Annotated in this window: 32 protein-coding genes; 11 read left to right on the plus strand and 21 right to left on the minus strand. The window is 37.5% G+C overall.

Annotated features, from left to right (window positions below):
- Window positions 1-25: 25 nt before the first annotated feature.
- On the minus strand, window positions 26-880 hold the full coding sequence (locus tag ACLIJJ_RS02005; RefSeq protein WP_237941610.1) for a patatin-like phospholipase family protein: 855 nt from the start codon (window positions 878-880) through the stop codon (window positions 26-28).
- Window positions 881-1,081: 201 nt separating this feature from the next.
- Window positions 1,082-1,417 (minus strand): DUF4870 domain-containing protein, encoded by a 336-nt coding sequence (locus tag ACLIJJ_RS02010; RefSeq protein ID WP_251645443.1) that lies wholly within the window; start codon window positions 1,415-1,417, stop codon window positions 1,082-1,084.
- 265 nt (window positions 1,418-1,682) lie between these two features.
- Between ACLIJJ_RS02010 and uptA the strand changes: the two genes are divergently transcribed.
- Window positions 1,683-2,276 (plus strand): undecaprenyl phosphate transporter UptA, encoded by a 594-nt coding sequence (gene uptA, locus ACLIJJ_RS02015; RefSeq protein WP_233313497.1) that lies wholly within the window; start codon window positions 1,683-1,685, stop codon window positions 2,274-2,276.
- 262 nt (window positions 2,277-2,538) lie between these two features.
- Window positions 2,539-3,096, plus strand: a complete 558-nt coding sequence (locus ACLIJJ_RS02020; protein WP_233313496.1) for a GNAT family N-acetyltransferase — start codon at window positions 2,539-2,541, stop codon at window positions 3,094-3,096.
- A 42-nt stretch (window positions 3,097-3,138) separates the two neighbouring features.
- On the opposite strand, the gene ACLIJJ_RS02025 is transcribed toward ACLIJJ_RS02020, so the two are convergent.
- Window positions 3,139-3,546, minus strand: a complete 408-nt coding sequence (locus ACLIJJ_RS02025) for a DUF4362 domain-containing protein (protein ID WP_411410495.1) — start codon at window positions 3,544-3,546, stop codon at window positions 3,139-3,141.
- Between the two features lie 154 nt (window positions 3,547-3,700).
- Between ACLIJJ_RS02025 and ACLIJJ_RS02030 the strand changes: the two genes are divergently transcribed.
- Together ACLIJJ_RS02030 and ACLIJJ_RS02035 are read left to right on the plus strand one after the other, a co-directional pair.
- Entirely contained in the window at window positions 3,701-4,783 is a 1,083-nt protein-coding gene (locus ACLIJJ_RS02030; RefSeq protein WP_411410496.1) for a mechanosensitive ion channel family protein, read from the plus strand.
- Window positions 4,784-4,874: 91 nt separating this feature from the next.
- Complete coding sequence (locus tag ACLIJJ_RS02035) at window positions 4,875-6,230, plus strand: MATE family efflux transporter (RefSeq protein WP_233314729.1); 1,356 nt, start codon at window positions 4,875-4,877, stop codon at window positions 6,228-6,230.
- A 63-nt stretch (window positions 6,231-6,293) separates the two neighbouring features.
- Here ACLIJJ_RS02035 and ACLIJJ_RS02040 read toward each other — a convergent pair whose 3' ends face one another.
- Genes ACLIJJ_RS02040 through ACLIJJ_RS02055 form a run of 4 tightly spaced genes read right to left on the minus strand, consistent with a single transcriptional unit; the run spans window position 6,294 to window position 7,299 of the window.
- Window positions 6,294-6,425 (minus strand): hypothetical protein, encoded by a 132-nt coding sequence (locus ACLIJJ_RS02040; RefSeq protein WP_267913269.1) that lies wholly within the window; start codon window positions 6,423-6,425, stop codon window positions 6,294-6,296.
- A complete protein-coding gene (locus ACLIJJ_RS02045) occupies window positions 6,412-6,519 on the minus strand; it encodes an HD domain-containing phosphohydrolase (RefSeq protein WP_396953798.1) in 108 nt (35 codons plus the stop codon). The genes ACLIJJ_RS02040 and ACLIJJ_RS02045 overlap by 14 nt, the downstream gene beginning before the upstream one ends.
- 55 nt (window positions 6,520-6,574) lie before the next feature.
- On the minus strand, window positions 6,575-6,718 hold the full coding sequence (locus ACLIJJ_RS02050) for an HD domain-containing protein (protein WP_325169553.1): 144 nt from the start codon (window positions 6,716-6,718) through the stop codon (window positions 6,575-6,577).
- Complete coding sequence (locus ACLIJJ_RS02055) at window positions 6,718-7,299, minus strand: hypothetical protein (protein ID WP_411410497.1); 582 nt, start codon at window positions 7,297-7,299, stop codon at window positions 6,718-6,720. Before ACLIJJ_RS02055 ends, ACLIJJ_RS02050 begins: the two co-directional genes overlap by 1 nt.
- 139 nt (window positions 7,300-7,438) lie before the next feature.
- Here ACLIJJ_RS02055 and ACLIJJ_RS02060 point away from each other — a divergent pair, with 139 nt between their 5' ends.
- The gene (locus ACLIJJ_RS02060) at window positions 7,439-7,978 is read left to right on the plus strand and encodes an Hsp20/alpha crystallin family protein (protein WP_237941613.1); all 540 of its coding nucleotides are present in this window, start codon (window positions 7,439-7,441) and stop codon (window positions 7,976-7,978) included.
- A 28-nt stretch (window positions 7,979-8,006) separates the two neighbouring features.
- Window positions 8,007-8,432, plus strand: coding sequence for an Hsp20/alpha crystallin family protein (locus ACLIJJ_RS02065; RefSeq protein ID WP_233313490.1), 426 nt, complete (start codon window positions 8,007-8,009; stop codon window positions 8,430-8,432).
- Between the two features lie 47 nt (window positions 8,433-8,479).
- Here the strand turns inward: ACLIJJ_RS02065 and ACLIJJ_RS02070 are convergent, their stop codons facing one another.
- Entirely contained in the window at window positions 8,480-8,983 is a 504-nt protein-coding gene (locus tag ACLIJJ_RS02070) for a GNAT family N-acetyltransferase (protein ID WP_233313489.1), read from the minus strand.
- A gap of 223 nt (window positions 8,984-9,206) precedes the next feature.
- Window positions 9,207-9,959: a CAP domain-containing protein gene (locus ACLIJJ_RS02075; protein WP_237941614.1), complete on the minus strand. Its 753-nt coding sequence runs from the start codon at window positions 9,957-9,959 to the stop codon at window positions 9,207-9,209.
- Window positions 9,960-10,382: 423 nt separating this feature from the next.
- On the opposite strand from ACLIJJ_RS02075, the gene ACLIJJ_RS02080 reads away from it, so the two are divergent.
- A complete protein-coding gene (locus tag ACLIJJ_RS02080) occupies window positions 10,383-10,625 on the plus strand; it encodes a DNA alkylation repair protein (RefSeq protein ID WP_233313487.1) in 243 nt (80 codons plus the stop codon).
- Between the two features lie 46 nt (window positions 10,626-10,671).
- Here ACLIJJ_RS02080 and ACLIJJ_RS02085 read toward each other — a convergent pair whose 3' ends face one another.
- The 5 genes from ACLIJJ_RS02085 to deoD all read right to left on the minus strand — a co-directional run bounded on the left by ACLIJJ_RS02085 (window position 10,672) and on the right by deoD (window position 15,770).
- Complete coding sequence (locus ACLIJJ_RS02085) at window positions 10,672-11,499, minus strand: hypothetical protein (RefSeq protein ID WP_233313486.1); 828 nt, start codon at window positions 11,497-11,499, stop codon at window positions 10,672-10,674.
- An 85-nt stretch (window positions 11,500-11,584) separates the two neighbouring features.
- On the minus strand, window positions 11,585-12,490 hold the full coding sequence (locus tag ACLIJJ_RS02090; protein WP_411410498.1) for a CobW family GTP-binding protein: 906 nt from the start codon (window positions 12,488-12,490) through the stop codon (window positions 11,585-11,587).
- A 74-nt stretch (window positions 12,491-12,564) separates the two neighbouring features.
- Complete coding sequence (locus tag ACLIJJ_RS02095; RefSeq protein WP_282581396.1) at window positions 12,565-14,055, minus strand: lmo1851 family serine protease; 1,491 nt, start codon at window positions 14,053-14,055, stop codon at window positions 12,565-12,567.
- A 108-nt stretch (window positions 14,056-14,163) separates the two neighbouring features.
- Complete coding sequence (locus ACLIJJ_RS02100; protein WP_233313484.1) at window positions 14,164-15,030, minus strand: M15 family metallopeptidase; 867 nt, start codon at window positions 15,028-15,030, stop codon at window positions 14,164-14,166.
- 35 nt (window positions 15,031-15,065) lie between these two features.
- Window positions 15,066-15,770, minus strand: a complete 705-nt coding sequence (deoD, locus tag ACLIJJ_RS02105; RefSeq protein ID WP_233313483.1) for a purine-nucleoside phosphorylase — start codon at window positions 15,768-15,770, stop codon at window positions 15,066-15,068.
- Window positions 15,771-16,010: 240 nt separating this feature from the next.
- On the opposite strand from deoD, the gene ACLIJJ_RS02110 reads away from it, so the two are divergent.
- On the plus strand, window positions 16,011-16,136 hold the full coding sequence (locus ACLIJJ_RS02110; protein ID WP_282581397.1) for a hypothetical protein: 126 nt from the start codon (window positions 16,011-16,013) through the stop codon (window positions 16,134-16,136).
- A gap of 39 nt (window positions 16,137-16,175) precedes the next feature.
- Here ACLIJJ_RS02110 and ACLIJJ_RS02115 read toward each other — a convergent pair whose 3' ends face one another.
- Both ACLIJJ_RS02115 and ACLIJJ_RS02120 read right to left on the minus strand, forming a co-directional pair.
- Entirely contained in the window at window positions 16,176-16,949 is a 774-nt protein-coding gene (locus tag ACLIJJ_RS02115; RefSeq protein ID WP_233313482.1) for a sporulation protein, read from the minus strand.
- A gap of 181 nt (window positions 16,950-17,130) precedes the next feature.
- Window positions 17,131-17,301, minus strand: a complete 171-nt coding sequence (locus ACLIJJ_RS02120; protein ID WP_233313481.1) for a YozD family protein — start codon at window positions 17,299-17,301, stop codon at window positions 17,131-17,133.
- Window positions 17,302-17,487: 186 nt separating this feature from the next.
- On the opposite strand from ACLIJJ_RS02120, the gene ACLIJJ_RS02125 reads away from it, so the two are divergent.
- Window positions 17,488-17,640 carry a hypothetical protein gene (locus ACLIJJ_RS02125; RefSeq protein WP_233313480.1) on the plus strand — a complete coding sequence of 51 codons (153 nt, stop codon included), beginning with the start codon at window positions 17,488-17,490 and terminating at the stop codon, window positions 17,638-17,640.
- A 17-nt stretch (window positions 17,641-17,657) separates the two neighbouring features.
- Here the strand turns inward: ACLIJJ_RS02125 and ACLIJJ_RS02130 are convergent, their stop codons facing one another.
- Window positions 17,658-18,353: a hypothetical protein gene (locus ACLIJJ_RS02130; RefSeq protein WP_233313479.1), complete on the minus strand. Its 696-nt coding sequence runs from the start codon at window positions 18,351-18,353 to the stop codon at window positions 17,658-17,660.
- 390 nt (window positions 18,354-18,743) lie between these two features.
- Window positions 18,744-18,980, minus strand: a complete 237-nt coding sequence (locus ACLIJJ_RS02135) for a YozE family protein (RefSeq protein ID WP_237941616.1) — start codon at window positions 18,978-18,980, stop codon at window positions 18,744-18,746.
- A gap of 203 nt (window positions 18,981-19,183) precedes the next feature.
- Between ACLIJJ_RS02135 and ACLIJJ_RS02140 the strand changes: the two genes are divergently transcribed.
- Entirely contained in the window at window positions 19,184-20,272 is a 1,089-nt protein-coding gene (locus ACLIJJ_RS02140; RefSeq protein ID WP_411410499.1) for an SGNH/GDSL hydrolase family protein, read from the plus strand.
- Between the two features lie 60 nt (window positions 20,273-20,332).
- On the opposite strand, the gene msrB is transcribed toward ACLIJJ_RS02140, so the two are convergent.
- The 3 genes from msrB to rsgA form a co-directional block, all read right to left on the minus strand.
- On the minus strand, window positions 20,333-20,758 hold the full coding sequence (msrB, locus tag ACLIJJ_RS02145; protein WP_233313476.1) for a peptide-methionine (R)-S-oxide reductase MsrB: 426 nt from the start codon (window positions 20,756-20,758) through the stop codon (window positions 20,333-20,335).
- On the minus strand, window positions 20,751-21,290 hold the full coding sequence (msrA, locus tag ACLIJJ_RS02150) for a peptide-methionine (S)-S-oxide reductase MsrA (RefSeq protein WP_233313475.1): 540 nt from the start codon (window positions 21,288-21,290) through the stop codon (window positions 20,751-20,753). Before msrA ends, msrB begins: the two co-directional genes overlap by 8 nt.
- Before the next feature lie 161 nt (window positions 21,291-21,451).
- Window positions 21,452-22,510 (minus strand): ribosome small subunit-dependent GTPase A, encoded by a 1,059-nt coding sequence (rsgA, locus tag ACLIJJ_RS02155; RefSeq protein WP_237941618.1) that lies wholly within the window; start codon window positions 22,508-22,510, stop codon window positions 21,452-21,454.
- A gap of 316 nt (window positions 22,511-22,826) precedes the next feature.
- Here rsgA and ACLIJJ_RS02160 point away from each other — a divergent pair, with 316 nt between their 5' ends.
- A complete protein-coding gene (locus tag ACLIJJ_RS02160) occupies window positions 22,827-23,582 on the plus strand; it encodes a DUF4397 domain-containing protein (RefSeq protein ID WP_233313473.1) in 756 nt (251 codons plus the stop codon).
- Window positions 23,583-23,592: the final 10 nt, after the last annotated feature.

Below are 23,592 nucleotides of genomic sequence, written 5' to 3' on the forward strand. Positions count from 1 at the left end.
AATATTACCATTGGGGTTTCTAACTTTAAATAAATTGTTGCTCTTTCCATTTTCCCAGAGCTGCCTTCGCATCGCGATAGCCTTGCATGTATAGATTTTCCAGCTTTTGCGGATTTCTCTCCATGCGTCCAACGACCAGCTTTTCCTGCGGTCTTACTACCATGATATTTCCTTTTTTCTCTTCCTGTTCCACATATTCCAGTGTTTCATTATATAATTTGTATCTTGCTTCCATTGCTTGCTGCAACCCTTTGAATTGGGGATACTTTCGTCTCACAAAAAAAGCAAAACGTGATTTAGATTTACGATAACCGAGATTCCTTGTTAAAATGACAACATTTCTTTTAAAGCCATCCTCCTGCGCCCTTTTTAAGGGAATCGGATCGGAAATGCCGCCATCTAGCAGTTTCCTCCCTTTGAAATCAACAACGGGTGCTAAAAATGGCAGAGAGCTAGAGGCTTCCAAAGCTTTTAGGAGCTCCTCTTTATAATCTTGTTTGCCATAAAATACACTTTCGCCTGTTTGAATATCTGTTGCACCAATTTTAAATTCTGCTTCATTGCCATAAAACGCTTCATAATCAAACGGAACCATCGTGTTAGGAATCTGATTGTAAATGAAGTCCATCCCGAAGAATTGACCTGTTTGTCGAAAATTTCGCCATGACATATATCTTGGATCTGTAACATAATCCAAGCTTACCTTTTTGTTTCTGCCAGCTTGCTGAGACATATACGAGGCCCCATAGCTTGCCCCTGCTGAAACTCCGATTACATATGGGAAATAGACATTATGCTCCAGAAAGCACTCAAGCGCACCGGCAGTATAAACCCCGCGCATGCCTCCCCCTTCCAGCACTAAACCGATATTTTCCTTCATTTCTATCCTTCTTTCTCTTACCTTCATTCTTAACTATCATAATCGATTAAGCTCATGAAAGGAAAAAAAAAGACTTTCTTCGTTAAGAAGAAGTCTTAAAAACGCATCAGAATATATAGTTGCTCCCAAACCGAGCATTTTTAACGGCAACTAATCTTAAAAGAAAATTCTTTAGTTAAAAAATTGTCTCTTTTTCTCCAGTTACCTAATAAAACGAATGGTAAGAGGTATACGATAATCAGAACCTTCATATGACTTAATAGCAGCTATAATCGTAAAGATGAAGCCAAGAAGTGCAACAATTGGCATTAGAACAAAGCCGACAAGCACAAAAATCAGCAACCAGCTAATAAAACCGTAAATGGCGTACGAGATAAGGAAATTAAAATACTCTTTACCATGATATTTTACAAATTCTGAATCACTTTTTATTAAATAAATAACTAATGGACCAAGAAATGCTGTGAAAAAACTGGAAACATAAATAAGCATGGCAAATATTCTTTCATCATGAGTTACTTCTTTGTGGAAATTCATTTTGTCCTCCCTTTTGGGTTTCAATAATATGTTGTCTTATTATATACGAGCATAGTGTTAATATGTTTCAGTTTTTATGCCCTTTTTTCTTAATTGGGATGTTAAGATAATTTTAAGGTAAATGGACTATTATTCCTTTAGGTATTCACCTATTAATCTTTCATCCTAAATTCTTATTTCATTTTTTCTTACACGTCATGTATACTAATGATTGTCTATTCTACAAATAAAATACAAATATTTTCAATAAGCGGGAGAGATGTAAGTGTCTGAACTAGTACATACAATCTTTGACTTTTTATCATCCTTAGGCTATATGGGTATAGCTTTAGGTTTAATGGTCGAAGTAATACCAAGTGAAATTGTTTTAAGCTATGGAGGCTATTTAATCCATTCTGGCCATATTAATTTTTTCGGTGCTCTCATTGCCGGTGTTATCGGCGGAACGATTGCCCAACTGTTTTTATATTGGATTGCGCTGTATGGCGGAAGACCATTTATCGACAGATACGGGAAGTATATTTTAATCAAAAGCTCTCATGTGGATGCTTCTGAAAAATGGTTTCTTAAATATGGGACGGGCATGATTTTTCTGGCGCGGTTTATCCCTGTTGTCAGACATGCTATTTCGATTCCAGCCGGGCTTGCAAGAATGCCAATTGGCCAATTCACCCTTTATACGACTGCAGCGATTATTCCATGGACCGTCTTATTTCTGTTGCTGGGAATGCGTTTAGGTGATCATTGGGAAAATATTGAAACATATGCAAAACCTTATATTACACCAATTATTATTGGAGCTGTTGTGCTGCTGGCTGCATACGTACTTCTGCAATTCCGCAAGAAAAAAAATAAATAAAGTATTTACAAAAACATTACAATTACCTATATTATTTTCAAGACTTTTTTTGTAAAATAGAAGCAGTACGATATTATTGCAGGAAAACAATAAATAAAATATAGGGAAGGCAAATGGTGCGCCACCTAATTAGGTTCTAGTGGGTTCGATTCCCACCCCGAAATTTTTTACAAGCTACAAGTTGATAAAAAATTTCGAGGGCGGAGGCACTTTTTGTTTTTCCTTTGCACACACTGCCCTCATGTATAAGGAGGGTATTTTTATGCTGAAAAAACGTGAATTGGAAGATTGCGCTGTCCTATTTGAAATGATGAAGCATCCGGATGTATTTCCCTTTGTCCGCCAAAAAGCGGCATCTTATGAAGAATATTTATTTATCACAAAACAGACGATAGAAGCAGAAGAAAAAGGTGAACTGATCTCTCGTACCATTCTTGATGAATGGCATAATCCGATAGGAACCATTAATCTTTATGATATTCAAGACGGCATCGGGTTTTTAGGAACTTGGATAGGCAAACCTTATCATGGAAAAGGATATAATAAAATAGCCAAGGAACTGTTTTTTTCAGAAGCCTTCTTTGAGCTGAATATTAACAGTATTTTAATGCGCATAAGAGAGCATAATCTCCGTTCCGTTAAAGCAGCAGAAAAACTCCCTTATGCCGTACATGCTAATGAGACAAGAAAATCGATTGTAGAAAAACTCAAGGAAGAAACAGGAGTAAGCTACGAATTATTTGAAGTCCCTAAAGATGTTTTTACACTATATACAATGCGCTCCAACCAGGAACAGACAGACGATCTGATGGAGGCATAATTATAAAGGTCAAAAAAATGCTCAGGATTTATTCCTGGGCATTTACTCGTTTGGTACAGTCAATATTTCCTTCCCATCACTTTCACCTGAACTTCCAGTACATTCGCTTAGTATGTACTTTTTTTCCGTTTCTTCCACTTTCATAAAAATATCCTTACACATGTATTCCTCAATAGAATCACCATCAACACTTGCAGAAATATTGATTTGCTTTCCGTTAAAGATTAATCTTTCAACCATACGCTGTCCTTCTATCCCGTATGAAACAAAGTTCACTTTTGCTTCTTTTCCCTTCTTTACCTTATCTATAAATCTATTTAATCCATCTAAATTTTCAATTTGATTATGATTGTCAACAACCTGTTCTACACCTATATTTTTTATCCCATATTGCTGACAACCAGACATCATGTGAAGAAGCAACAGCAGACCGATAGTAGCTCGTCTCATAAACCTATCTCCTTGTAATTTTATACAGATAATACCATAAATAGTTATTACTTACACTCATTTAGCATACAAGCTTACTTCGTGAGTCATACTTACCTTCCCTTCCTAATATAGTACACATAGGACAACTTTCTATATAGGAGTGTATTTTTTTATGATTGAATTTTTGAATACTCATATTTGGGCAAGTATATTGCTTGCAGCAATCGTATTTGGAGCAAGCCTCCTGCTGCGCAAATGGTTTACTAACTATTTTTTTAAGTTAATTCTCAGCTACACAAAAAAGAAAAAAATTCATGCTGCAAGCACTTTTCTTGTTGCTTTTGAAAAGCCTGTACGCTGGGTGTTCGTTGTCATTGGCATACAGTTAGCCTTCCTGTTCCTCCCTATTCAGACTGTAAGTTTTGAATCTAGTCTCGTCCGCTCCTGTTTTATCGGGCTGTTAACATGGGGATTGTTTAACTTGAGCAGTGTGACCACCCTATTGTTTCCTAAGCTTATGACAAAGCTGGATATTAATGTAGATAAGATTATCGTGCCTTTTATAACAAAAATGTTAAAAACACTTGTTCTTATGCTCGGTTTTAGCATTATTGCTCAGGAATGGGGTTTTAATATAAATGGATTTATCGCAGGACTTGGGCTTGGGGGACTTGCGATTGCTCTTGCAGCAAAGGAAACGGTCAGCAACCTTTTTGGCGGAGTAGTCCTGGTGACAGAAAAGCCATTTACGATTGGGGACTGGATTAAAACGCCGAGTGTAGAAGGTACAATTGAAGATATTACGTTTAGAAGCACCAAAGTACGGACTTTCGCACAAGCACTTGTAACGGTTCCAAATTCAACGCTTGCCAATGAACCAATTATTAATTGGTCTAAAATGGGAAAACGACAAGTTTCGTTTTACTTAAAGGTTGATATTCACACGAAAAAAGAAAGATTACAAGCTACCATTGCCAATATGAAAGCAGTGCTCGAGCGTCATCCTGGTGTTCACCCTGAAACCATTCTTGTTTCTCTTGAGTCCTTAAATGACAGCAGTGCTGATATATTAATTTACTTTTTCACAAAAGCTACCGATTATAATGGGTATTTACAAACAAAAGAAGATATTAACTTTCAAATTATCGAAATTATCGAGAAAAAAGATGTAGCATTTGCTGTTCCGAAAAGCACTGTCCATGTAGAGATGCCAGCTGAATTAAACACCGCAGACAGATTATTCTCTCATGGCTAAATTAACAACAGAAAAGTCATGCTGTTTTGCCATATTTTCCTTTTATCTGTGATATAATCGAAACGTTATTGAACAAAAGTGAGGAAATATGATGAATCAAACCTTTACAACAAAGCAAAAACTCAAGCAAATGTTAGTTATTTTACTGCCTGTTCTAGTCACACAGGTGGGCATGTTCGGTCTTACTTTTTTTGATACAACGATGGCTGGTCATTACAGTCCGATTGATCTTGCTGGAGTTGCTGTCGGAAGTTCTTTATGGACCCCTATTTATACTGGCTTAAGCGGTATATTGCTTGCTGTCCCTCCGATTGTCGCTCAAGCAGTCGGCAGAAAAGAGGAATCGAAGGTCAGTTTCTCCGTCGTTCAAGCAATCTATCTGTCATTATCAATGGCAGTTCTATTAATCATTCTAGGAGCTGTTTTCCTAAAACCTATCTTGCAGAGTATGGGTCTTGAACAAGAGGTTCAAGACATTGCCTTCCATTACTTAGCTGCATTGAGCACAGGCATTATTCCGATTTTCTTTTATTTTGTGCTGCGGTCCTTCATCGATGCCCTTGGCCAAACACAAGTAACAATGTTTATTACGCTTTCTGCACTGCCGGTCAATATTGGGCTGAATTACGTATTCATTAACGGTATTTGGATATTCCCAGAGATGGGCGGTGTCGGCACAGGCTACGCTACAAGTATTACATATTGGTACATGCTGTTAACTGCACTCCATATTGTTTATCATAATCAGCCATTTGCTGGATTTAAATTGCTTAGTAAATTCCATGCTGTCTCTTGGGAAAAATGGAAGGAAATCTTGAAGATTGGTGTGCCAATCGGATTCTCGATCTTTTTTGAAACAAGCATTTTCAGTGCGGTGACATTGTTAATGAGCAATTATGACACGAATACCATTGCTGCTCATCAATCAGCTATTAATTTCGCTTCCCTTCTGTATATGGTTCCGCTGAGCATTTCAACGGCGCTGACAATATTGGTTGGTTTCGAAGTTGGTGCAGGCAGGCTGAAGGATGCAAAACAATACAGCTGGATGGGTGTTTTCACTGCCATCAGCATTGCTTTTGTGAGCGGCATCATCCTGATGGCTTTCAGAGGTCCGATAGCAGGCATTTATACAAATGATGCTGAGGTGTTAAAGCTGACAGCAAGCTTCCTTATATATGCGATATTCTTCCAGCTTTCAGATGCCATCCAGGCACCTGTTCAAGGAGCATTACGAGGTTATAAGGATGTTAATATTACCTTGATTATGACACTAGTCAGCTATTGGGTGATTGGACTTCCTTGCGGTTATCTGCTTGCCAATTATTCAAGTCTCGGTCCTTTCGGCTATTGGATCGGCTTAATTGCCGGTTTGGCAACAGGTGCTGTTTTTTTAAGCAGCAGACTGTATTCCGTTCAGAAAAAACAGGCCTTGGCACATAAATAAAGGAGGAATCAAGACGATTCCTCCTTTTTTCTTTCACACTATTTATTGGCTCATTTTTAGCCATCATTTCAATAAATGCATCCACCATTGTGTGCCTCTGCCTTCATGCAAGATGGACAGGGCCTTAGAAACTGGCATCCCCTTTCTGTATGTCCTGTCTGACGTCATTGCATCAAACGCATCAGTAACTGCCAAAGAAGGATATTTCTTCGCCTTTTAGTCCGTCAGGATAGCCTTTTCCATCAAATCTTTCATGATGACTTCGCACATCTTCAAGAATGGTGGCCATTTCTTTTTGCGGCTGTACTTGTTTAAGGATGTTTTCACCAATGACTGGATGTGTTTTATGTGCATGAATCTTCCTCTGTCAGCTTCCCTTCTTTTAACAAAACATTATCAGGAATATCTATTTTGCCAATATCATGCAATATCGCTGATTTATACAATAACTCCAACTCACTTGTAGGCAGCTTTAAGTTTTGCCCAATTAACTGCGAATAGACGGCAACCCTATTTGAATGGCCTGCGGTGTATTGGTCTCGGCATTAAGGGTGGTACTGAGCACCATCATAAAACTGTCTAAGAGCTGTTTATTAAACTTTTCACGCTGAATGATTGTTTCATTCATTTCATGAAAGCCTTTGAACAATTCAGCAAACTCGTCTGTATATACCATGCTGTTTGGCTCGGAATACTTGCTTGTGCCAACACTCTCCATTAAATTTTTCAGCTGATAGATAGGTGTGATTATATCCTTAGAGAGGAATCTTGCCGTTAAAACGGAATAAACAATCGTTATAACAAGGATTACAATGGCCCAATTCCAAAACGGAAAATCTTGAATATCGCCACTGTCAATCAGCTTGACTCTTGTGGACAGCAAGATAATTACTAATGGAAGAACACTGATGCTGACTACCGTAGTTAAAAACTTCTGAAATAACCATAATAAAACAGAGTATTCGCATATCTTTGTCCTAATATTTAAACTGGTGAACATAAAGGCACCGCCAACCCCAAAAACGGCTAAAAAAGATCCAATCATGTAGTTATATAACAAACTGTTCATCAGTTTTTATAAGTATCCAAATCCATGCACCTAATTTTCGTAAAATAATATTATTATCTTATCATCAATAGGATAAAAACAACTGTTCCTTTTACCCGTCAACAGAGTGGAAAATTAATACAAGCGATTATAACACGAATTGGGTGCAAATGAATATGATATAAAAAAATCGAGCACTTCTGAAAGAAAGGATGAATTTCCAATGTTCCCATGGAATTTATTCCCTTTTAATAAAGACACGAAAAACAAAATGCAGCAAATGAGACCTGCCGAGATTCAAAAGTATGTACATGATATGATGGATAAGCTGATGCCAGAATCTCTGCAGAAAATGAACACTGATGAAATGTTCCAAAATATGTCACAAATGACGAATCGACAAACAGGAGCTGAGCCGAACAAATTTGATTATCTAGTATTTGAAACACACCATCACGTCTATGTACGAATTCCTATTAAGGAAGAAATTTGGCTGGAAAGAGTAAAGGTATACTACACCTCCAGTCAATTGATTATTCAACATATACCAGATGAAGAAAGCAAACATACAATTAATCTTCCTTCCCTTGTCAGAAGAAAGGGATCAACAGCCAATTATAAAGATGGTGTATTAGAAATCATGATTCAAAAAAACACACAGGTGCAATATTCTGAGATCGAAGTGTCGGATCTACATTAATCTTCCGAGAAAGGGTGTGCCGAAAATTATGTCGTTTGAAAACCTGGAAAAAATTTATCAGTTTCATGAAAATCCAACTAATGATATGCTCTGGAATAACTTATTTCAAGACTCGCCAAGCCAGCAGCATTTTTTTAATGGTAGGAATGCCATTAAAAGCAATAATCAGTTTCCCCCTTGTGATTTTTATACAAAGAATGGAGTTTGTTATATTGAAGTAGAGCTTCCGGGCATGACCCCGGAAAATGTTGCCGTTAAGTGTGAAGATCATACGCTTCATATTGCTGGGCATTTTAAGACACTTTGTGAAGAGTATGCCTATTATTTAAAAGAAAGGCAAAACCGGAGTTTCCATAAAGTGATTACATTGCCATATGCCATTAGGAAGGAAGAGCTTTCTTTCCAATTTAAAAACGGAATACTAATCATCCAAATACCGCCTGCATCGAAATAAAAAATCAACTCGGTTGCTTTGAGTTGATTTTTCTTGTTTGTTACCCATTATTTAAAGCTTTTATCGAAGCAGTAGAAAGGTCGTTCTTTTCCAGGAAAATGTAATTCTCCTACTTTGTTAAAGCCATTTTTCAGAAACAGATTTTGTGCTTTTTCATTGATGGCATATGTGTCTGTTTTTAAATAGAATGTGTCATTTTCAATAGCAAAAATTTCAGCGAAAGCAAGGAGCTTGCTTGCTATTCCCCCGCCGCGTATTTCAGGATCAACCATTAGCCTGTGAATAACATAAAAGTTTTTTTCCGTTAATGTCCATTCAATTAAATCATAGTTTTTACCGCCGATACGGTCAATCGCAATAGAGCCGACTACTTCTTCATCCATGATTGCAACAAATGCAGAACTGTTTTCAATATCTGTTTTAAAATCCTTTTCAGCAGGATATTTATCAGACCATTGGTCATTTCCTTCTTCATTCATTATTTTTATTGTTTTTGCTGCTATATTCATAATTGCATCTAAGTCATTTATCGTTGCTAGTCTAATTTCCACGCTCAATTCTCCTATTATAGTATTTCTTTATTATTCCCCGTTTACTTGAGACTATTTCATTTTTTCTAAAATGAACTATATGAAAAACCATTATATAAATTTCTCATCAAAAAAACCACTAAAGTACACAGCTACAGAAAATAAAATAAAATTCAAAAACGCGGAAATTTTCACATAAAGAAAAAAACCAAAGGAACTATTCCTTTGGTTTTTTCAACAACTATTATTTACCTATAAATTGCTGTGTCCAGTAATTCCCGTCAGCTACATAGCCTACCCCAATATGAGTGAAATTGCTGCTTAAAATATTAGCGCGATGGCCTTCACTGTTCATCCATGCTTTCACCACTTGCTCTGGTGTTGTTTGACCTTTAGCAATGTTTTCGCCAGCTGCTTTGTAGGAAACACCAAATTGCTTCATCATATCAAATGGGCTGCCATATGTCGGGCTTGTATGATCAAAATAATTGTTCTTGCTCATATCCTCAGACTTAGCTCTTGCAACTTTGCTTAACTCTGTATCTAGAGTTAAAGCAGGAAGACCTTGTTTAGCTCTCTCTGCATTTGTCAATTCAACAACTTCTTTTTCAAATGCACTCACACTTGAAGAAGTTTGTGTGGCTTCCGTCTTCTGTTGGTTTGCCGTTGTATCCTGTGCATTAGCAGTGTTTGCTGTTGTAGTTGTTTTATTGTCAGTTGCTGTTGTGTTTGTAGGTGCTTTTGTTGTTGCTGTCTCCTTATTTACAGTGTTGCTTGTGCTGCCATAATAGTTTTTAAGCAACTTATTTATATCAATATTACCTGAAAACTGCTTCATTAAGGCATTGATTTGCTCTTCATTAAGATTATATGATTGATACGTTACTTTCACCGCTTCTCTCTCTTGATTAGAAGCTGCATCTGCCTGATGCATAACCGGATTTGACATGAATAGAGCTGCAGCTGCTGCTGTTGAAAAGATTAACTTTTTCTTCATCTAAAAAATCCTCCTAAAATATGAATTTCTTAATATCGTATTAAAGGCTTGCTTACAGAAAAATCATATCATACGATTTTTGTCATATTTGTGGATAAAATATCCAACAAGTAAAAGCTAATTAGCTGCAGCAGCTTTTATTTCGCTTAAACCACTTATCGCCCAAAGCATGGTGAAAACTTTTCTAATTCATTAGAAGTTCAAATTATTTTACTTAATTATCCAGCAGATACATATTAAGTATGAAATTAAGTATTGACAAGTTTTGAAGCACAGTCTGTTCATAACAAATATGACAATAACTTGACTTACATAACAGGAAATCAATAATTGTTACTACTGAAAAAAGGGCTGTATATATCCAAAAAAAGGTGGAATAGTAAAAAGGAAGAAGAAGATATAAAGATGGAAGGAAGTATAGTTATGAGTACACCTTATGCTTGCCCAAATTGCCGGACAAATAGAAGCAGATTCAATATTATCCGCCAAGTGCCCCAATCTGTAAAGTTAGACCCTCAAACTGGAAATATTGTAGAAGAGTATACAGCAGATAATCTTTCCCCCTTTCATATTGGCTATAACGGTCCTGACAATCGTATCCAATGTGCAGCTTGCGGACTGGTAGATGAAGAAAGAACTTTTGCTAAATTTGGAGAGATGCGCTAATAAACAAACAAGATAAGCCGTATGCATCTGCATACGGCTTTTGTTTCTATAATGGAAAAAACTCGTCATCAATTAAAACTTTCCACGGCTCAATAGGTGAAGTTCTGACTAACGTCAGCCTTTTCATTTCACTTTTTCTTTTTTCATTTTGAATATAAAGCTGCCACTCCAAGTTTATGTGTAAAACAGTTTCAAATTGATAGTCCTTTGTCTCCTCCACTTTAAACAGCTTTACATTTTCCAGTTCTTCCAAAGCAGCTCGCCAATCCAGTTTTTCTGTACTTAAGTGGTTTAAGATTGTATTATCCTGCTCTTTCATTCCTGCAACAAAGGAGCGCACAGTATCATTTGGATCTTGCTTGTCTAGCTCCATTTTTAAAATACCAGCTGCTTTATATACCATGAGCTTATGTGATAAATCCATATTGTCGGTCTTATGGGTAGTGCTTCCTAAAAAATGAATACAAAAATGGCCTGGAAACTTATTCTGTAATGCTCCTGCCCCATGTGGCATCCCATGCATCGATGCAGCTAGCACTTGATCATCCTTCAAAACAAGAATCGATCTTCTTTTCCAGCTCCATTTTCCGCCGTAGATTTCTTTCATAATCTTTGTATCAGCTGTTGTAAGTGGCTGGACATCAGCATGCTGTGACCCTGCTCTCCGCTGTGCATGAAATAACTTGCCTGTTTCCATATCATAAATGGAAAACTTGCTGTAACGTGGAATGACCTTATCTGCTTCCTTCCATTCGAGCAGCTGAATGCCGTATGTGATTGGAGCATTCTCCTTTGTTTCAGCATGGACGTTTGACACCATAAAAAGACTTGCGGCAACAGCAACAAAAAGAATGAACTTTCGCTTTTTGAACAAAATTACCCTCCTCTACACTTTAGCTAAAGAAAGTTTGCCCGTTTTATTGATAGTTCATTCTAAGTTATTGCGGCAACTTGTCAGATTACAGATTGTCTAACTGTTCTTTGATATGCTGCCAATCAATATTTTCACCGATAAAGACTAGATTTAATGGCATCTTCATATCTTCTCTCATCATTAAGGGCATTCCGTAGGAATACTGAAATAAATCAGGGTAGTGATTTTGATGGAATTGCACATAGCCTTTAATGCGATATATAGTGTCAGGAAGCTCCTTAAGAAATGCTTCAAATTTATCTGAAGCAATTGTATGTTTAAAATGATAGACAAACGAACTAAGCTGTAACGTTTGAATTGTTGTTTTGACTGTTTCTTTCGCGAATTGCATCGTCATATCTTTCAATTTTTGTACTGGAAGCTTTGAATAACTTGTTAATATAGCGAATGCTTTCGGATTGATGCTTTGAAGCTCAAACGTGACTTTTGATTTTTCCGCCTCTGTTAACTGGTCCTGTTTATTTATTAATATCATGTTGGCATGACGTATTTGCTCAATTAGAAGCTGCCCAACTGCTGGACTCATTTTGGAACGCTCTAGCCAAAGCTTCCCATCCATAACCGTTATAATTCCTTTAAGCAATAGTTTATCAGCAAAAATGGGTGAAAGGATACTGTCCATCGTTTCAACAGGATGTGCCGCACCAGTAGTCTCTAGGTAAATTACATCTGGCTTTTCCTCTCTCAGCAGTGTTTGCAGCTGGCCTTCAAGCTTATCTTGAATCGTGCAGCACACACATCCTCCTAACAGCTCCTTCAGCGGTACATCTGCTTCGACTTCATTTGAATCAATCGATATATCACCAAATTCATTCATTAAGACTGCAACTTTTCTGCCTTCTTCCTTTTCATGAGTGAGCAGTCGCTTCAACAAAGTTGTTTTCCCGCTCCCTAAAAACCCTGATAATATAAATACTTCCGTTTTTTTCATCGTTATCCTCCTTAACTATAAAAGCATAACAATGGAAAAAGGAGGGCAAGTAGAAAATGCCGCTCCTTTCCATATTACTTTTTCAGTTCTTTATTTAGTATTTCGATTGCTTTTTTCATTTGCGTATCATTCTTTTGGATTTTTTCACTTAACTTTTCCATGAGCTTAAGCGTTGTATCTCCAGTAATGACGCCATCTACCTTTAATTTTTCTTTTTCTTGGAATTCCTTCACTGCTTCCTCTGTACTTTCATCGAAATAGCCGTTCGCATTTTCAACTTTATAGCCAAGTGCATTCAGCATTTCCTGTGCAGTTTTCACTTCATTGGAATTCGAATCCAGTTTTAACTTCGTATCTGGATTAATAATCGTCAATTTTGCATAGCTTGGAAGTTCTACTTTATAGGTCGGTTCAATTCCTTTTTCATGAATCCAGCTGCCATCTGGTGTCAACCATTTATCAGTGGTGAATTTAATATTGCTTCCATCTGATAATTCAATAGCACTTTGAACAGTACCCTTACCGAAAGACTTCACTCCGACTAACGGAACGTCTGCAGACTGATTTACAGCAGCAGCAAGGATTTCAGAAGCGCTGGCGCTTCCCTCATCAATCAATACTACTAATGGCAGCTTGTTTGCATTCGTGTTTTCTGAAGCAACTTGTTCAATTTTACCATTTTTATGCTCCACTTGGAAAATAAGCTCTCCTTCAGGAATAAACAGGTTGGCTATTTCTTGAACTTGTGTCAGCAATCCGCCTGGATTTTGTCTTAAATCAAGAACAATCCCCTTCATGCCTTTCTCTTTGAACTCATTCAGTTTATCAACAAGTTCTTGGGCTGTGTCTGACGAGAAGCTTGTGATTTGAATTTCAGCTATTCCGTCATCACGAAGTTCTCCATAAACCGTCTCAATTGGAATGGTGTCCCTGACAATATCAATTTTTAACGTATCTTCACTGCCAGCTCTCTCTATTTCAAGGCTTACAGTTGTCCCTTTTTTGCCTCTTATAAGTGTGACAGCTTCAGATGAGCTCATGCCTTGCAGGCTTTTGCCATCTACAGTCAAAATATTGTCATTCGGTTTCACTCCGGCTTTTTCTGCAGGAGACCCTTTTATTGGAGACACAACAATAATGCTGTCATCCTTTTCTTGTATTTCGGCTCCAATTCCTTCAAATGAAGAAGAAATACTTTCATTAAAGCTAGATGCCTCCTCCTGGTTCATATAATCAGAATAAGGATCATCTAATGCTGTGAACATGCCGTCAATGGCTCCATTCACCAAGTCTTCTGTGTCGACATCTTGATAAAATTTATCCTTTATCGTATCGTACGCAGAGTAAAGCTTAGAAAATTCGCTTCTGTCTGTACCAACAGTAACAGCTGGCTCTTCGCCAAACGCGAGTGCAACGGTTGTAATCCCTGCAGCTAATATAACCGTAAAGAAAATAAGCATGACAAAGTGAAATTTCTTTATGCGGATAAAACTGTGATCTTTATCTCCCGCTTCGTTTTCCTCATTTATGTTCTTTTCATTCTCCAAATAATTCACCACTTTCATTTGCCCTTTTGGCACCGCGATACATGCCTTTTATAATCAACAGTATCAAAAAAATTGGGTTAATTTATGACATAATTATGAATAAATTTTGAACAAAATATCTTTTCTTTAGATTTTTCTAACTTGTTCAAAATATTCCTCTAATGTCCAATTGTTTTCAAAGATATCTTTTGCTGATTTTTTGCCGACATACCGGTAATGCCATGGCTCAAATTTATATTTGGTGATATCCTCTTTTCCTTTCGGATAGCGAAGAATAAACCCGTAAAGATGGGCTTTATCATGGAGCCATTTTCCTTCTTTCGTGTCTTCAAACTCTTCGGTGAGCAGGAAATCGGCACTTTCAGCAGAGATATCCATTGCAAGCCCTGTCTGATGCTCACTGTTTCCTGGATATGCGACTGCTTCTTCTGCTTTTTTCTCTCCGACCTTATCAACTTCTGCCTTAAACAGAACGGACTGACGGTCGTAGGATCGGTAACCTGACACTGCATACAGGATGACACCGTCTTTTTTTGCAGCATTGAACATTTCTTCCAAGGCAGATGCTGCTTCTTTTCTCAAATAGCTTTTTTCGATGTCTTGATCTCCAAAGGAAAACAGCACATCTGGCCTTACCATATCTTCCGGTGCATAACCATCAGGTAAACCGAAATCCTTGTTGACAAGAGAGACAGTATTCGTCGGATTTTGAATAATGTTCCGGCCGTCCACCACTTTAATGTCATTGAAAAATGCTGCTTCAAGAGTCCAAGGGATTTCCTCCTCAGAACCTTCGCTTTCTGAGTCATTTTCCTGTGTGCTGTCTGCAGTTCCTTCTTCATTTGATTGCTCTGTGTCTTTATCTCCATTCCCCGTTGTTTCTTCTGAAGCCTTATCCTTATTTAAAAAGGGAATGTGTTCTGTAATGCCATCCAGTTTACTGCACCCTGTCAAAAGGGCAGTAAGCAACAGCAGCAGCGCTAGTTTTTTCATTCTCCACCCCATATTACACTTGTACAAAAGTACGCTTATTCTTTAATTGCAGCTTCGAGTGACACCTCAATCATTTCATTGAAAGTTGTCTGTCTTTCTGAAGCTGTCGTTTCCTCTCCTGTTAAAACATGGTCACTTACAGTTAATACAGACAACGCTTTGCGGTTAAATTTAGCTGCTAATGTATAAAGTGCTGCTGATTCCATTTCAATCGCTAGAATTTGGTATTTAGCCCATTTTTCCAGCTCAGAATTATCGTTATAGAACATATCTGCCGTAAATACATTCCCGACTTTAAGAGAAAGGCCCTTTTCAATGCCTGCATCATATGCCTTTTTAAGCAGATCAAAGTTTGCTGTCGGTGCATAGTCTACGCCACCGAAAGTAATGCGGTTCATTTGCGAGTCAGTTGAAGCGCTCATTGCTAAAATGACATCGCGAACTTTAACATCCTGCTGGATAGCACCGCAAGTTCCGACTCTGATTAGATTTTGAACGTTATAGCTTGTCATTAATTCATTCACGTAAATTGCGATTGAAGGAGCTCCCATGCCTGTTCCTTGAACAGAAATTCTTTTTCCTTTATATGTACCTGTATATCCAAACATATTTCTCACTTCGTTATAGCATACCGCATTCTCCAAAAAATTCTCCGCGATATACTTTGCTCTCAAAGGATCTCCAGGAAGGAGTACCGTTTCTGCAATTTCGTTTTCTTTTGCGCCAATATGTACACTCATTTTTAAGTACCTCCATTGATAAGAACATTTCAATAAAAAAATATATTAGGAATCATTTCCATATCCTAAACATTCACTATTTGTACTATATCATATTCTAGATTTGGGATAAATACAATTAATAGCAGGATAACAAAACTTTAATCGGCAATACTAATTTTAGCTTTTCCTTTGGGTTAGGAAAACATGCTAATACACACAAGTAACTTTTAAAATTTAAATGTTGAAGGAGATATTATTATGGGAAAAAAGCATCGCAATCGAATTAACTCTCCTAAAAAAAATAATCATATACCGAAAGAAGCCATTATTGCTGAACACGAAGCACATGGCAAAGAAATGTCTGCTAGAGAAAGAAAGAACTAAAAAAAGCAGGTGTGACCAAAAACAGTCACACCTGCTTTTTTAACCTGCATATTTGTTGATTAAATGATAGAGATTCCCCTTTAAGTCTGCCAGCTCCTGCTTATGAATACGCAAGGAGACATAGCTTTCATCCATATCAAGAGCCTCTGCGAATAATCCAGACAGCCCCCTTTGTTTTCTGTCAATCTGAAGCATAACATCGAGCTCATTTTCTGTAGCTGTTAGAATGACTAATTCAACCTCATCCAGCTTACCCCTAAAAGAACCGGAGACCGGAACGAATTCAAACTCCTGCACGAATGGAAGTCGCATTCGATGTGCCCGGCCTGCCTCTTTACAGCCGCCGCTTTTCATATGAAAACCCAGCTCCTCAAAAGCGTGGAACACTCCTCTAGTGAATGGAGATGGAACGATATTAATATGGTCCACATCATTCGGGTCAATAGCTTGTTTAATATCAAGGCCTGTTGAGATCCATACTTTTGTTCTGCCTATCGTAAAGGGAATATCATATGGAAGCACACTCGAAAATGGGATAACCTTTTTCTCTTTTGCCTCAATAGTAAAGGCTCCTGCAGCAAGGAATTCTCCAATCAAGGCCGTTTGTGATTCCTTTTTGTCGTCTCTTTCTATTTCGTATTGTGTATACAGTCTGACATATATGGCGTCAATATTTTGAGCAACATTGCCTCCTGTAATATTTATTTCTCCCTCTATCTGTTCACCTGGTAAATAATCGGATTTTTTCAGCACCGTATCAAGTTTTGCTGCGCCAACGCCTACACTTGCCAAGGCTTTTTTAAATATAGACATAATAATTTTTTCCTCCCGCTATTTGCAAAATGATTTTGTTGTAATCATTTACGGAAGGGATGTTATAAAAGTTTCAATTAAACTAAAAAAAAAACAATAAAAAATGGCAAGAGCATTCTCCTGCCATATGAACGAAATAACCTGCTTTTATATTAAACTGTTTTTTCCAAACTTACATTCACTATTCATCCAATTCCTCATCAATAATGCATTTCTCAAGAAGATATTCAAAAGTTATGTCAGCTAATTCTTCCATTTCATCTTCTGTGGGAACGTATCCCCTTTTTAATAGCTCACGAAAGAAAAACTCAGCAATTTCCTCCGTATCTATTATTACGTCAATCTCTTTCAAGCATATCGCCCCCTTTTGTAAGAATATATGTGACATAAGGTAAAACATGCAAAGCTTTTGTACAAATTATCGGATAAATTAAAATATTTTTCAAGAAAAAAGAGACATGTTTAGAGGGCCAGGTTCATATTTATTACTATTGACACTGCAAAACCTAAAATATCGTGAATAATGGGGGAAAATACTGTGAATAAGTTCCAGCATTTAGTCGAAGCTTTTAAAGAAGATGTGAATGAAGATAACAGCAGTATTTTAGGAATATTTGACAAAGGACTCAAAGCATTGTTTTCATTAGTATTGTTCGGCTGTATTCCTTACTTCCTATACCTTATTCTCTAATCTAGTGTAGGACAAGCTTAGAGCTTTTGCTTATCATCCTTGCTGCTTAACTGTTTTAGCTTTCTAATGGTCAGTCTCATTGCATGCTCATACTCTAAATCTTCGAACATCTCATACAATAATTGATAGTCATTATATATATCAAGCAAACCATCAATCAATTCTTGCTTTTCCTTCGTGCTTTCAAGCAGCTCTTTTTCCGACTTACGGTAAGAGCTGTTAGTTTTTTGCAAGTTTACCGGTTTCTTTTTCTTATCCATTATATATAAGAGACCCAGCTTTTGAATAAAGCTGTCAGCATTTTCTGCATCTGCCACTAAAGTGAGTTCTTCTTCCCCTGCCTCAAGCCATTCTCCATCACTAACTCTTGACAGTTCATAAATGATATCTTCCCATGCATCTGATTTGTAACGCCAAATTTCTGTGCGGAAACCCATGATTTTAAAAAGATTGGATCCATAGCCTTTTACTTTGACAAGGTCACCTATAAAATAGCGATATTCAATGTCTATTTTTTCCGTATCCATCAGCTCTCCTTCGAATTCTGACAGCATCTGCAGACTGGATTCCAAATATAATCCTTCACTTTTATTCACTTCGTAGACATGCATGTCATCAAGCCACTTCACGTCTGTGATTTTGCCAACGGTTCCATAGATAGTGATGACAACAGTATCGCCAATTTTAAACTTCGGTTTTTTTCGGTTTCCCATAGTAAAAAGTCCTCTCTAAACAGATTGTGCGATATTCGGTCCGCAAAAAGCAGCACCCTTGCCCCCACAGTCATGCTTAAAGACTTAACAACTAAAGTGGGGGATTTTAATAAGAAACTACCCTTTCATAAATCCACATCTCATCTTCATCCTTTTTTTGTTCGCTGTTTTTCTTATCTGAGATAATATATGCATCATCCTTGCTAATCGCCAATACTCATGTTCTATTTCATTTCGTTTTTTTCTAAATCAGCCATTATACAGGGAATGGACGTTTTGTTAATCCAATATATGTAGCTGACAAACTATTTTAGAATACACTTTAACCAAAACACGGGTTTCATTAAAAAATGGGCAAATAAAAAAGCATTTCGCAAAAAATGCAAAATGCTAATAACGGATTTCCTTTTCTTCTTGAAACAGATACGTTTCCCAAGCTTCATCAAAGATTCTCATACTATCCAAATAATGACCATTTAGCTCTAAATAATTGCTTATTTCATCATAATCAAAGCTGTTTTTTGGGAAGCTGTGATCTAAATAAGCATGATTGGCAAAGTGACTTATGTTATCTTTTGGCTGGGGATGGCGGAATTTCATTAAAAAATGATAAAAAGATTTAGTCATCGTTCCTCTTCCTTATCCGAAATAATATACCGTATACTATACATAACAAGAAATAATGGTGCAAGCATTATTCACTTTTTATAAGACTTCCAATCTATGCCTATTTAACGCTCCTCTTGGTTCCTATTATGTTTAATTCAGAAAAGGCAGGATATAATATAGCATGGCGATATTTAAGAAAGCGGGGAAATACAGTAACTTCTATGAAAAACAAAACTTTTATTCTAGTAATTACCAGTGTATTTGGGATAGCCTTATTTTTGCTGTATTGCCTCTATCATCCCGGCAAAACAAGCTCCAGTACTAAAAACGTCTACGACAAAATAAAGGCAAGTGAACCAGTATCCTATCTTGTAATCGGAGACAGTATCGGAAGAGGTTCTGGTGCGAGCAAGGATCAGACTAAATGGTTTTATTTGCTTGAAGATAAATTATATGACAATTATGGTTCTCCATTAAAACGGAACATGATTGTTCAAAGTGGAGCCACAGCTTTTGAAGGCTTATATAAATTCAAGAATTCCAGTATCCAAAATATTGATCTAATCTTTATCGTCTTTGGAGAAAATGACCGTAAATACATGAATAATGACGTTTTTTATTATTTATACAGCCAGCTTCTTCTCCAAGTAAAAGAAAAATATCCTGCAGCTGAAATCATTACCCTTACAGAAAGCAGTTTAGATAATGAAAATTTTGCAGACGTCATCTCTAAAGTGTCTGGGGAATACCAGGCAACAAATCTTGACATGAGAATTCCATTTCGTGAATCAGGAAAAAGAGCAGAAGAATTAACGAAGGATTTGGTTCATCCAAATGATAATGGCTATCAGCTTTATGCTGAATATATTTACAAGCATTTCAACAAACAGATACAGAACAAGGAAAAGAGTACAGAACTGCCCTTGAATGACTATGCGGCTAAAGCAATCAATATGGTAACAAACAACGATTATACATTTAAAGACAGCTCTTATGTGAAAAAGCAAGGATATTATACTACTGATGATAAGGGTGCCGAACTTGGCTTTACCTTTAAGGGCACCTATCTTGGCGCAAATGTAATAAGAGGTCCGCTGGGCGGCTTAGTTGATGTCTATATCGACGATGAATTTGTAACAAGTATTTCGACATGGTGGCCATTTGAAAAACCAAGGTCTGAGTTTATTGCCGGCGGACTTCCAGATGAAACACATAAGGTAATCTTTCGCTCAGCAGGTAAAGCTTCCTCCCATAACACTTCAGGGTATCACAGAGTGCAGATTTCGTCTGTGATTGTTCAAGACAAATAGTTAACATAAAAAAGGCAATCCTCTAAAACGGATTGCCCTTTTCTTTGTATTGATTAATCTTCAATCAAACAACACTTTGTATTTGCCGTAGCCTTCTTGCTCCAGATCTTCCTTTCTGATGAAACGAAGAGAGGCTGAGTTCATGCAGTATCTTAAGCCTGTTGGATCAGGGCCATCATTGAATACATGGCCAAGATGGGAATCAGATTCTTTCGTCCTAACCTCTGTCCTAACCATAAAGTGACTAGTATCTGTTTTTTCTACAAGATCTTCCTCACTAATAGGCTTAGTAAAACTCGGCCAGCCGCAGCCTGCATCATATTTGTCATTTGAACTGAACAAAGGCTTGCCAGAAATGATGTCGACATAAATACCATCAGCAAATTCGTTCCAATATTCATTATGGAAAGGAGGCTCTGTTCCATTGTTTTGAGTTACTTCATATTGAATTGGTGTCAGTTTGTCTTTTAATTCTTTTTTATTCATGCTTTTCCCCCCAGTTGTTTTTAATAAAAGCAGCTCTTCCTGAGCCTACATGATAGGCGTTATAATGCAGCGAATTTTTTTTGTAGTAATCTTGGTGATAATCCTCTGCGTCATAAAATACAGATGCCGGAAGTATCTTCGTTGCAATCGGCTTGTTAAATTTGCCGCTTTCTCCTAATGCTTTCTTTGAAAGTTCAGCAAGTCGTTTCTGTTCTTGATTATGATAAAAAATAGCTGTTTGGTAGGATTGTCCTCGATCAAAAAACTGGCCGCCTGGGTCTGTCGGGTCAATCTGCTGCCAATATATATCAAGCAGTTTTTCGTAAGGGAACAATTCGGGATCGAATGTAATCTGGACTGCCTCATAATGACCTGTCGTTTCAGAGCAGACTTCCTTATAAGTAGGATTTTCCTTATGGCCGCCCGTATAGCCGGAAACAACAGAAATAATTCCAGGCTCCTGATCAAACGGCTTCACCATACACCAGAAACAGCCGCCGGCAAATGTTGCTTTTTCATATTGTTTTTCCATACGATACACCTCTATTCCATTTAGTATGTATACTATCTTTTCCCTATAGGGAGTGTAACAACACTTCTTTTATTAGCTTAAACAAAATCGCCTGAGAAAGCAAAAAAGAGGCTTGCTGAATAATAAAAAGGAGTGCATGCCTGCACTCCCCATTCTCATTATTATTTTCGCTTTGCTTTTATCGTTTTTTTGATACTCTTCCATTTCTTCTTCTCATCTGACTGAGCTTTTTTATTCTGCTTTCTGTCAAGGTAAGCAAGTTCTCGCTTCATTTTGAAATAGCTGTTCAGGCGGCCTGACTCCAGCTCTCCGTCCTCTATTGCCTGTTTGACAGCACAATTAGCTTCCCCCATATGACCGCAGTCTCTAAACCGGCAATTTTCAGCCAATTCCTCGATATCAGTGAAACTCTCTAAGATACCGGCACTGCTGTTCCACAGCTGCAATTCTCTCATCCCTGGTGTATCAATCAAAACACAGCCATTAGGCAGCACGAGCATCTCCCGGTAAGTTGTCGTATGACGGCCTTTGTCATCGTCTTCCCTAATTGTTTGCACCGCTTGCTTCTCATAACCTAATAAATAGTTCGTTAATGTAGATTTGCCTACACCGGAAGATCCTAAGAGGGCAATTGTTTTTTGCGGCTGCAAGTAGTCGTTCAAAAGATCAAGCCCCCGATTCTCATGGACACTTACCGCGATTACCGGCACACCGAATGCGACTGCTTCAACTAAAGCGACTGAATCCTCTACATTGTTAGAAAGCTCTGATTTAGTAAGGAGAATCACTGGATTAGCGCCGCTTTCCCATGTCAGTGTCAAATATCTTTCGATTCTGCGCAAGTTTAAATCCTCATTCAGAGAATTAACTAAGAATATCGTATCCACATTTGCTGCTACGATTTGCTCTTCTGTAGTCTGGCCAGCTGTTTTTCTTGAAAATTTACTTTTTCTCGGAAGAACTGCCATTATTGTGCCTTTTCCTTCATTAAGCCGCGGCAGCACAGCGACCCAATCTCCTACTGCAGGATAGTCCTCTCTTCCGACAGCTTCAAAGGAAAGTTTTCCTGACACCTCACACAATAGCTCGCCGAATTCCGTAAAAATCCGGTAAATCCTCTTATGCTCTAATGCAACCCGACCTGCAATAATACCCTCTTTATTTAAGTGCGCTAATGCGCTTTTTAGCTCTTCATTGAACCCGATTTTATTTAAATCCATTTTAATCCTCCATTTTTATGCATAATAAAAAACCATAAGCACGTACAGCCCATGGTTTTCACATGCATTCAAATGCAGAATCTAATTCACTTACTTCATAAAGTAAGCGTAGGGCTGTACGATATATGCAATTGCCTTATTTACACAGATTAACTTTTTCATCGTACATCACCCTTTCCGTTATAATTAGTTATAGTATATACCATTTTTTTCTTTTTGTACATATAATTTCCGATTAGAAGATTATTTTTTAGATAGGCACTGTATCATTCGCTTTGCATAAGATGAAGCAAATTGAGCAAATAGGAGTGATACTATGAATAAACAAGGAGACAGCTTTCCCATTCATGAAGCGGGCATGTACAATCTGTTAAGCGATTATTATAAGTATACAAATCCAGAACTTCATATTTACTATTACCAAAAACATCTTCAAAGCCTGAAAATGGCACTCCCGCAAAACATAACAGCAGATACGGAAAGGCAAGCAGAATACGGCAAAATCCGCTTTATCCATGCATCTGTTCAAAAGCCAGCTGTTGATATTTTCATCAATGGAGTAAAAATATTTAAAGAGGTACCCTTTAAAAGCACTACAAATGATATGACCCTGCCAGTAGGCCGCTATCAAATAGACATTTATGAAACAGGGAAGATGGTTGATTCGCTCTGCAGCCAAAAAATCCTTGTAGAAAGTAACATCTATCATACTATTACCTTTTTAGAATCTGCCAATCAATATTTAAAGCTTTACTCCTACCGGGAAGATCCTTTTGTGCATGCAGCTGAAACAAAACTGCGTTTCATTCATCTTCATCCAAAATTGCCAGCATTAAATATTGCTGTCCAAAAAGGAGATGTTGTTTTTCCTGGTTTACACTTGAAGGCATCTACTTCTTACTTAGGGCTATACCCGATGACTGTCTATTTAGAAGCGCGAGATGCAGACACAAATAGACAAATTGCAACTCTTCCTCCTTTAACATTAAAGGAAAACAAAGCGTATTCTGCTTTGATTCTTGAAGGTTCCTCAGAGGAAGCTCCCACAGATATCTTGCTTATATCTATATAAAAAAGGCAGA

It is taken from the genome of Niallia laureatilytica, from assembly GCF_046613985.1.
Classification (GTDB): Bacteria; Bacillota; Bacilli; order Bacillales; family Cytobacillaceae; genus Niallia.

What these genes read in the sequence shown, in the direction of transcription:
- ACLIJJ_RS02005 (WP_237941610.1), bottom strand. Translation starts at nt 880, where the DNA reads ATGAAGGAAAATATCGGTTTAGTGCTGGAAGGGGGAGGCATGCGCGGG.
- ACLIJJ_RS02010 (WP_251645443.1), bottom strand. Translation starts at nt 1,417, where the DNA reads ATGAATTTCCACAAAGAAGTAACTCATGATGAAAGAATATTTGCCATG.
- ACLIJJ_RS02020 (WP_233313496.1), top strand. Translation starts at nt 2,539, where the DNA reads ATGCTGAAAAAACGTGAATTGGAAGATTGCGCTGTCCTATTTGAAATG.
- ACLIJJ_RS02025 (WP_411410495.1), bottom strand. Translation starts at nt 3,546, where the DNA reads ATGAGACGAGCTACTATCGGTCTGCTGTTGCTTCTTCACATGATGTCT.
- ACLIJJ_RS02030 (WP_411410496.1), top strand. Translation starts at nt 3,701, where the DNA reads ATGATTGAATTTTTGAATACTCATATTTGGGCAAGTATATTGCTTGCA.
- ACLIJJ_RS02035 (WP_233314729.1), top strand. Translation starts at nt 4,875, where the DNA reads ATGAATCAAACCTTTACAACAAAGCAAAAACTCAAGCAAATGTTAGTT.
- ACLIJJ_RS02045 (WP_396953798.1), bottom strand. Translation starts at nt 6,519, where the DNA reads ATGGCCACCATTCTTGAAGATGTGCGAAGTCATCATGAAAGATTTGAT.
- ACLIJJ_RS02055 (WP_411410497.1), bottom strand. Translation starts at nt 7,299, where the DNA reads ATGAACAGTTTGTTATATAACTACATGATTGGATCTTTTTTAGCCGTT.
- ACLIJJ_RS02065 (WP_233313490.1), top strand. Translation starts at nt 8,007, where the DNA reads ATGTCGTTTGAAAACCTGGAAAAAATTTATCAGTTTCATGAAAATCCA.
- ACLIJJ_RS02075 (WP_237941614.1), bottom strand. Translation starts at nt 9,959, where the DNA reads ATGAAGAAAAAGTTAATCTTTTCAACAGCAGCAGCTGCAGCTCTATTC.
- ACLIJJ_RS02080 (WP_233313487.1), top strand. Translation starts at nt 10,383, where the DNA reads ATGAGTACACCTTATGCTTGCCCAAATTGCCGGACAAATAGAAGCAGA.
- ACLIJJ_RS02090 (WP_411410498.1), bottom strand. Translation starts at nt 12,490, where the DNA reads ATGAAAAAAACGGAAGTATTTATATTATCAGGGTTTTTAGGGAGCGGG.
- ACLIJJ_RS02095 (WP_282581396.1), bottom strand. Translation starts at nt 14,055, where the DNA reads ATGAAAGTGGTGAATTATTTGGAGAATGAAAAGAACATAAATGAGGAA.
- ACLIJJ_RS02100 (WP_233313484.1), bottom strand. Translation starts at nt 15,030, where the DNA reads ATGAAAAAACTAGCGCTGCTGCTGTTGCTTACTGCCCTTTTGACAGGG.
- deoD (WP_233313483.1), bottom strand. Translation starts at nt 15,770, where the DNA reads ATGAGTGTACATATTGGCGCAAAAGAAAACGAAATTGCAGAAACGGTA.
- ACLIJJ_RS02110 (WP_282581397.1), top strand. Translation starts at nt 16,011, where the DNA reads ATGGGAAAAAAGCATCGCAATCGAATTAACTCTCCTAAAAAAAATAAT.
- ACLIJJ_RS02115 (WP_233313482.1), bottom strand. Translation starts at nt 16,949, where the DNA reads ATGTCTATATTTAAAAAAGCCTTGGCAAGTGTAGGCGTTGGCGCAGCA.
- ACLIJJ_RS02130 (WP_233313479.1), bottom strand. Translation starts at nt 18,353, where the DNA reads ATGGGAAACCGAAAAAAACCGAAGTTTAAAATTGGCGATACTGTTGTC.
- ACLIJJ_RS02135 (WP_237941616.1), bottom strand. Translation starts at nt 18,980, where the DNA reads ATGACTAAATCTTTTTATCATTTTTTAATGAAATTCCGCCATCCCCAG.
- ACLIJJ_RS02140 (WP_411410499.1), top strand. Translation starts at nt 19,184, where the DNA reads ATGAAAAACAAAACTTTTATTCTAGTAATTACCAGTGTATTTGGGATA.
- msrB (WP_233313476.1), bottom strand. Translation starts at nt 20,758, where the DNA reads ATGAATAAAAAAGAATTAAAAGACAAACTGACACCAATTCAATATGAA.
- msrA (WP_233313475.1), bottom strand. Translation starts at nt 21,290, where the DNA reads ATGGAAAAACAATATGAAAAAGCAACATTTGCCGGCGGCTGTTTCTGG.
- rsgA (WP_237941618.1), bottom strand. Translation starts at nt 22,510, where the DNA reads ATGGATTTAAATAAAATCGGGTTCAATGAAGAGCTAAAAAGCGCATTA.
- ACLIJJ_RS02160 (WP_233313473.1), top strand. Translation starts at nt 22,827, where the DNA reads ATGAATAAACAAGGAGACAGCTTTCCCATTCATGAAGCGGGCATGTAC.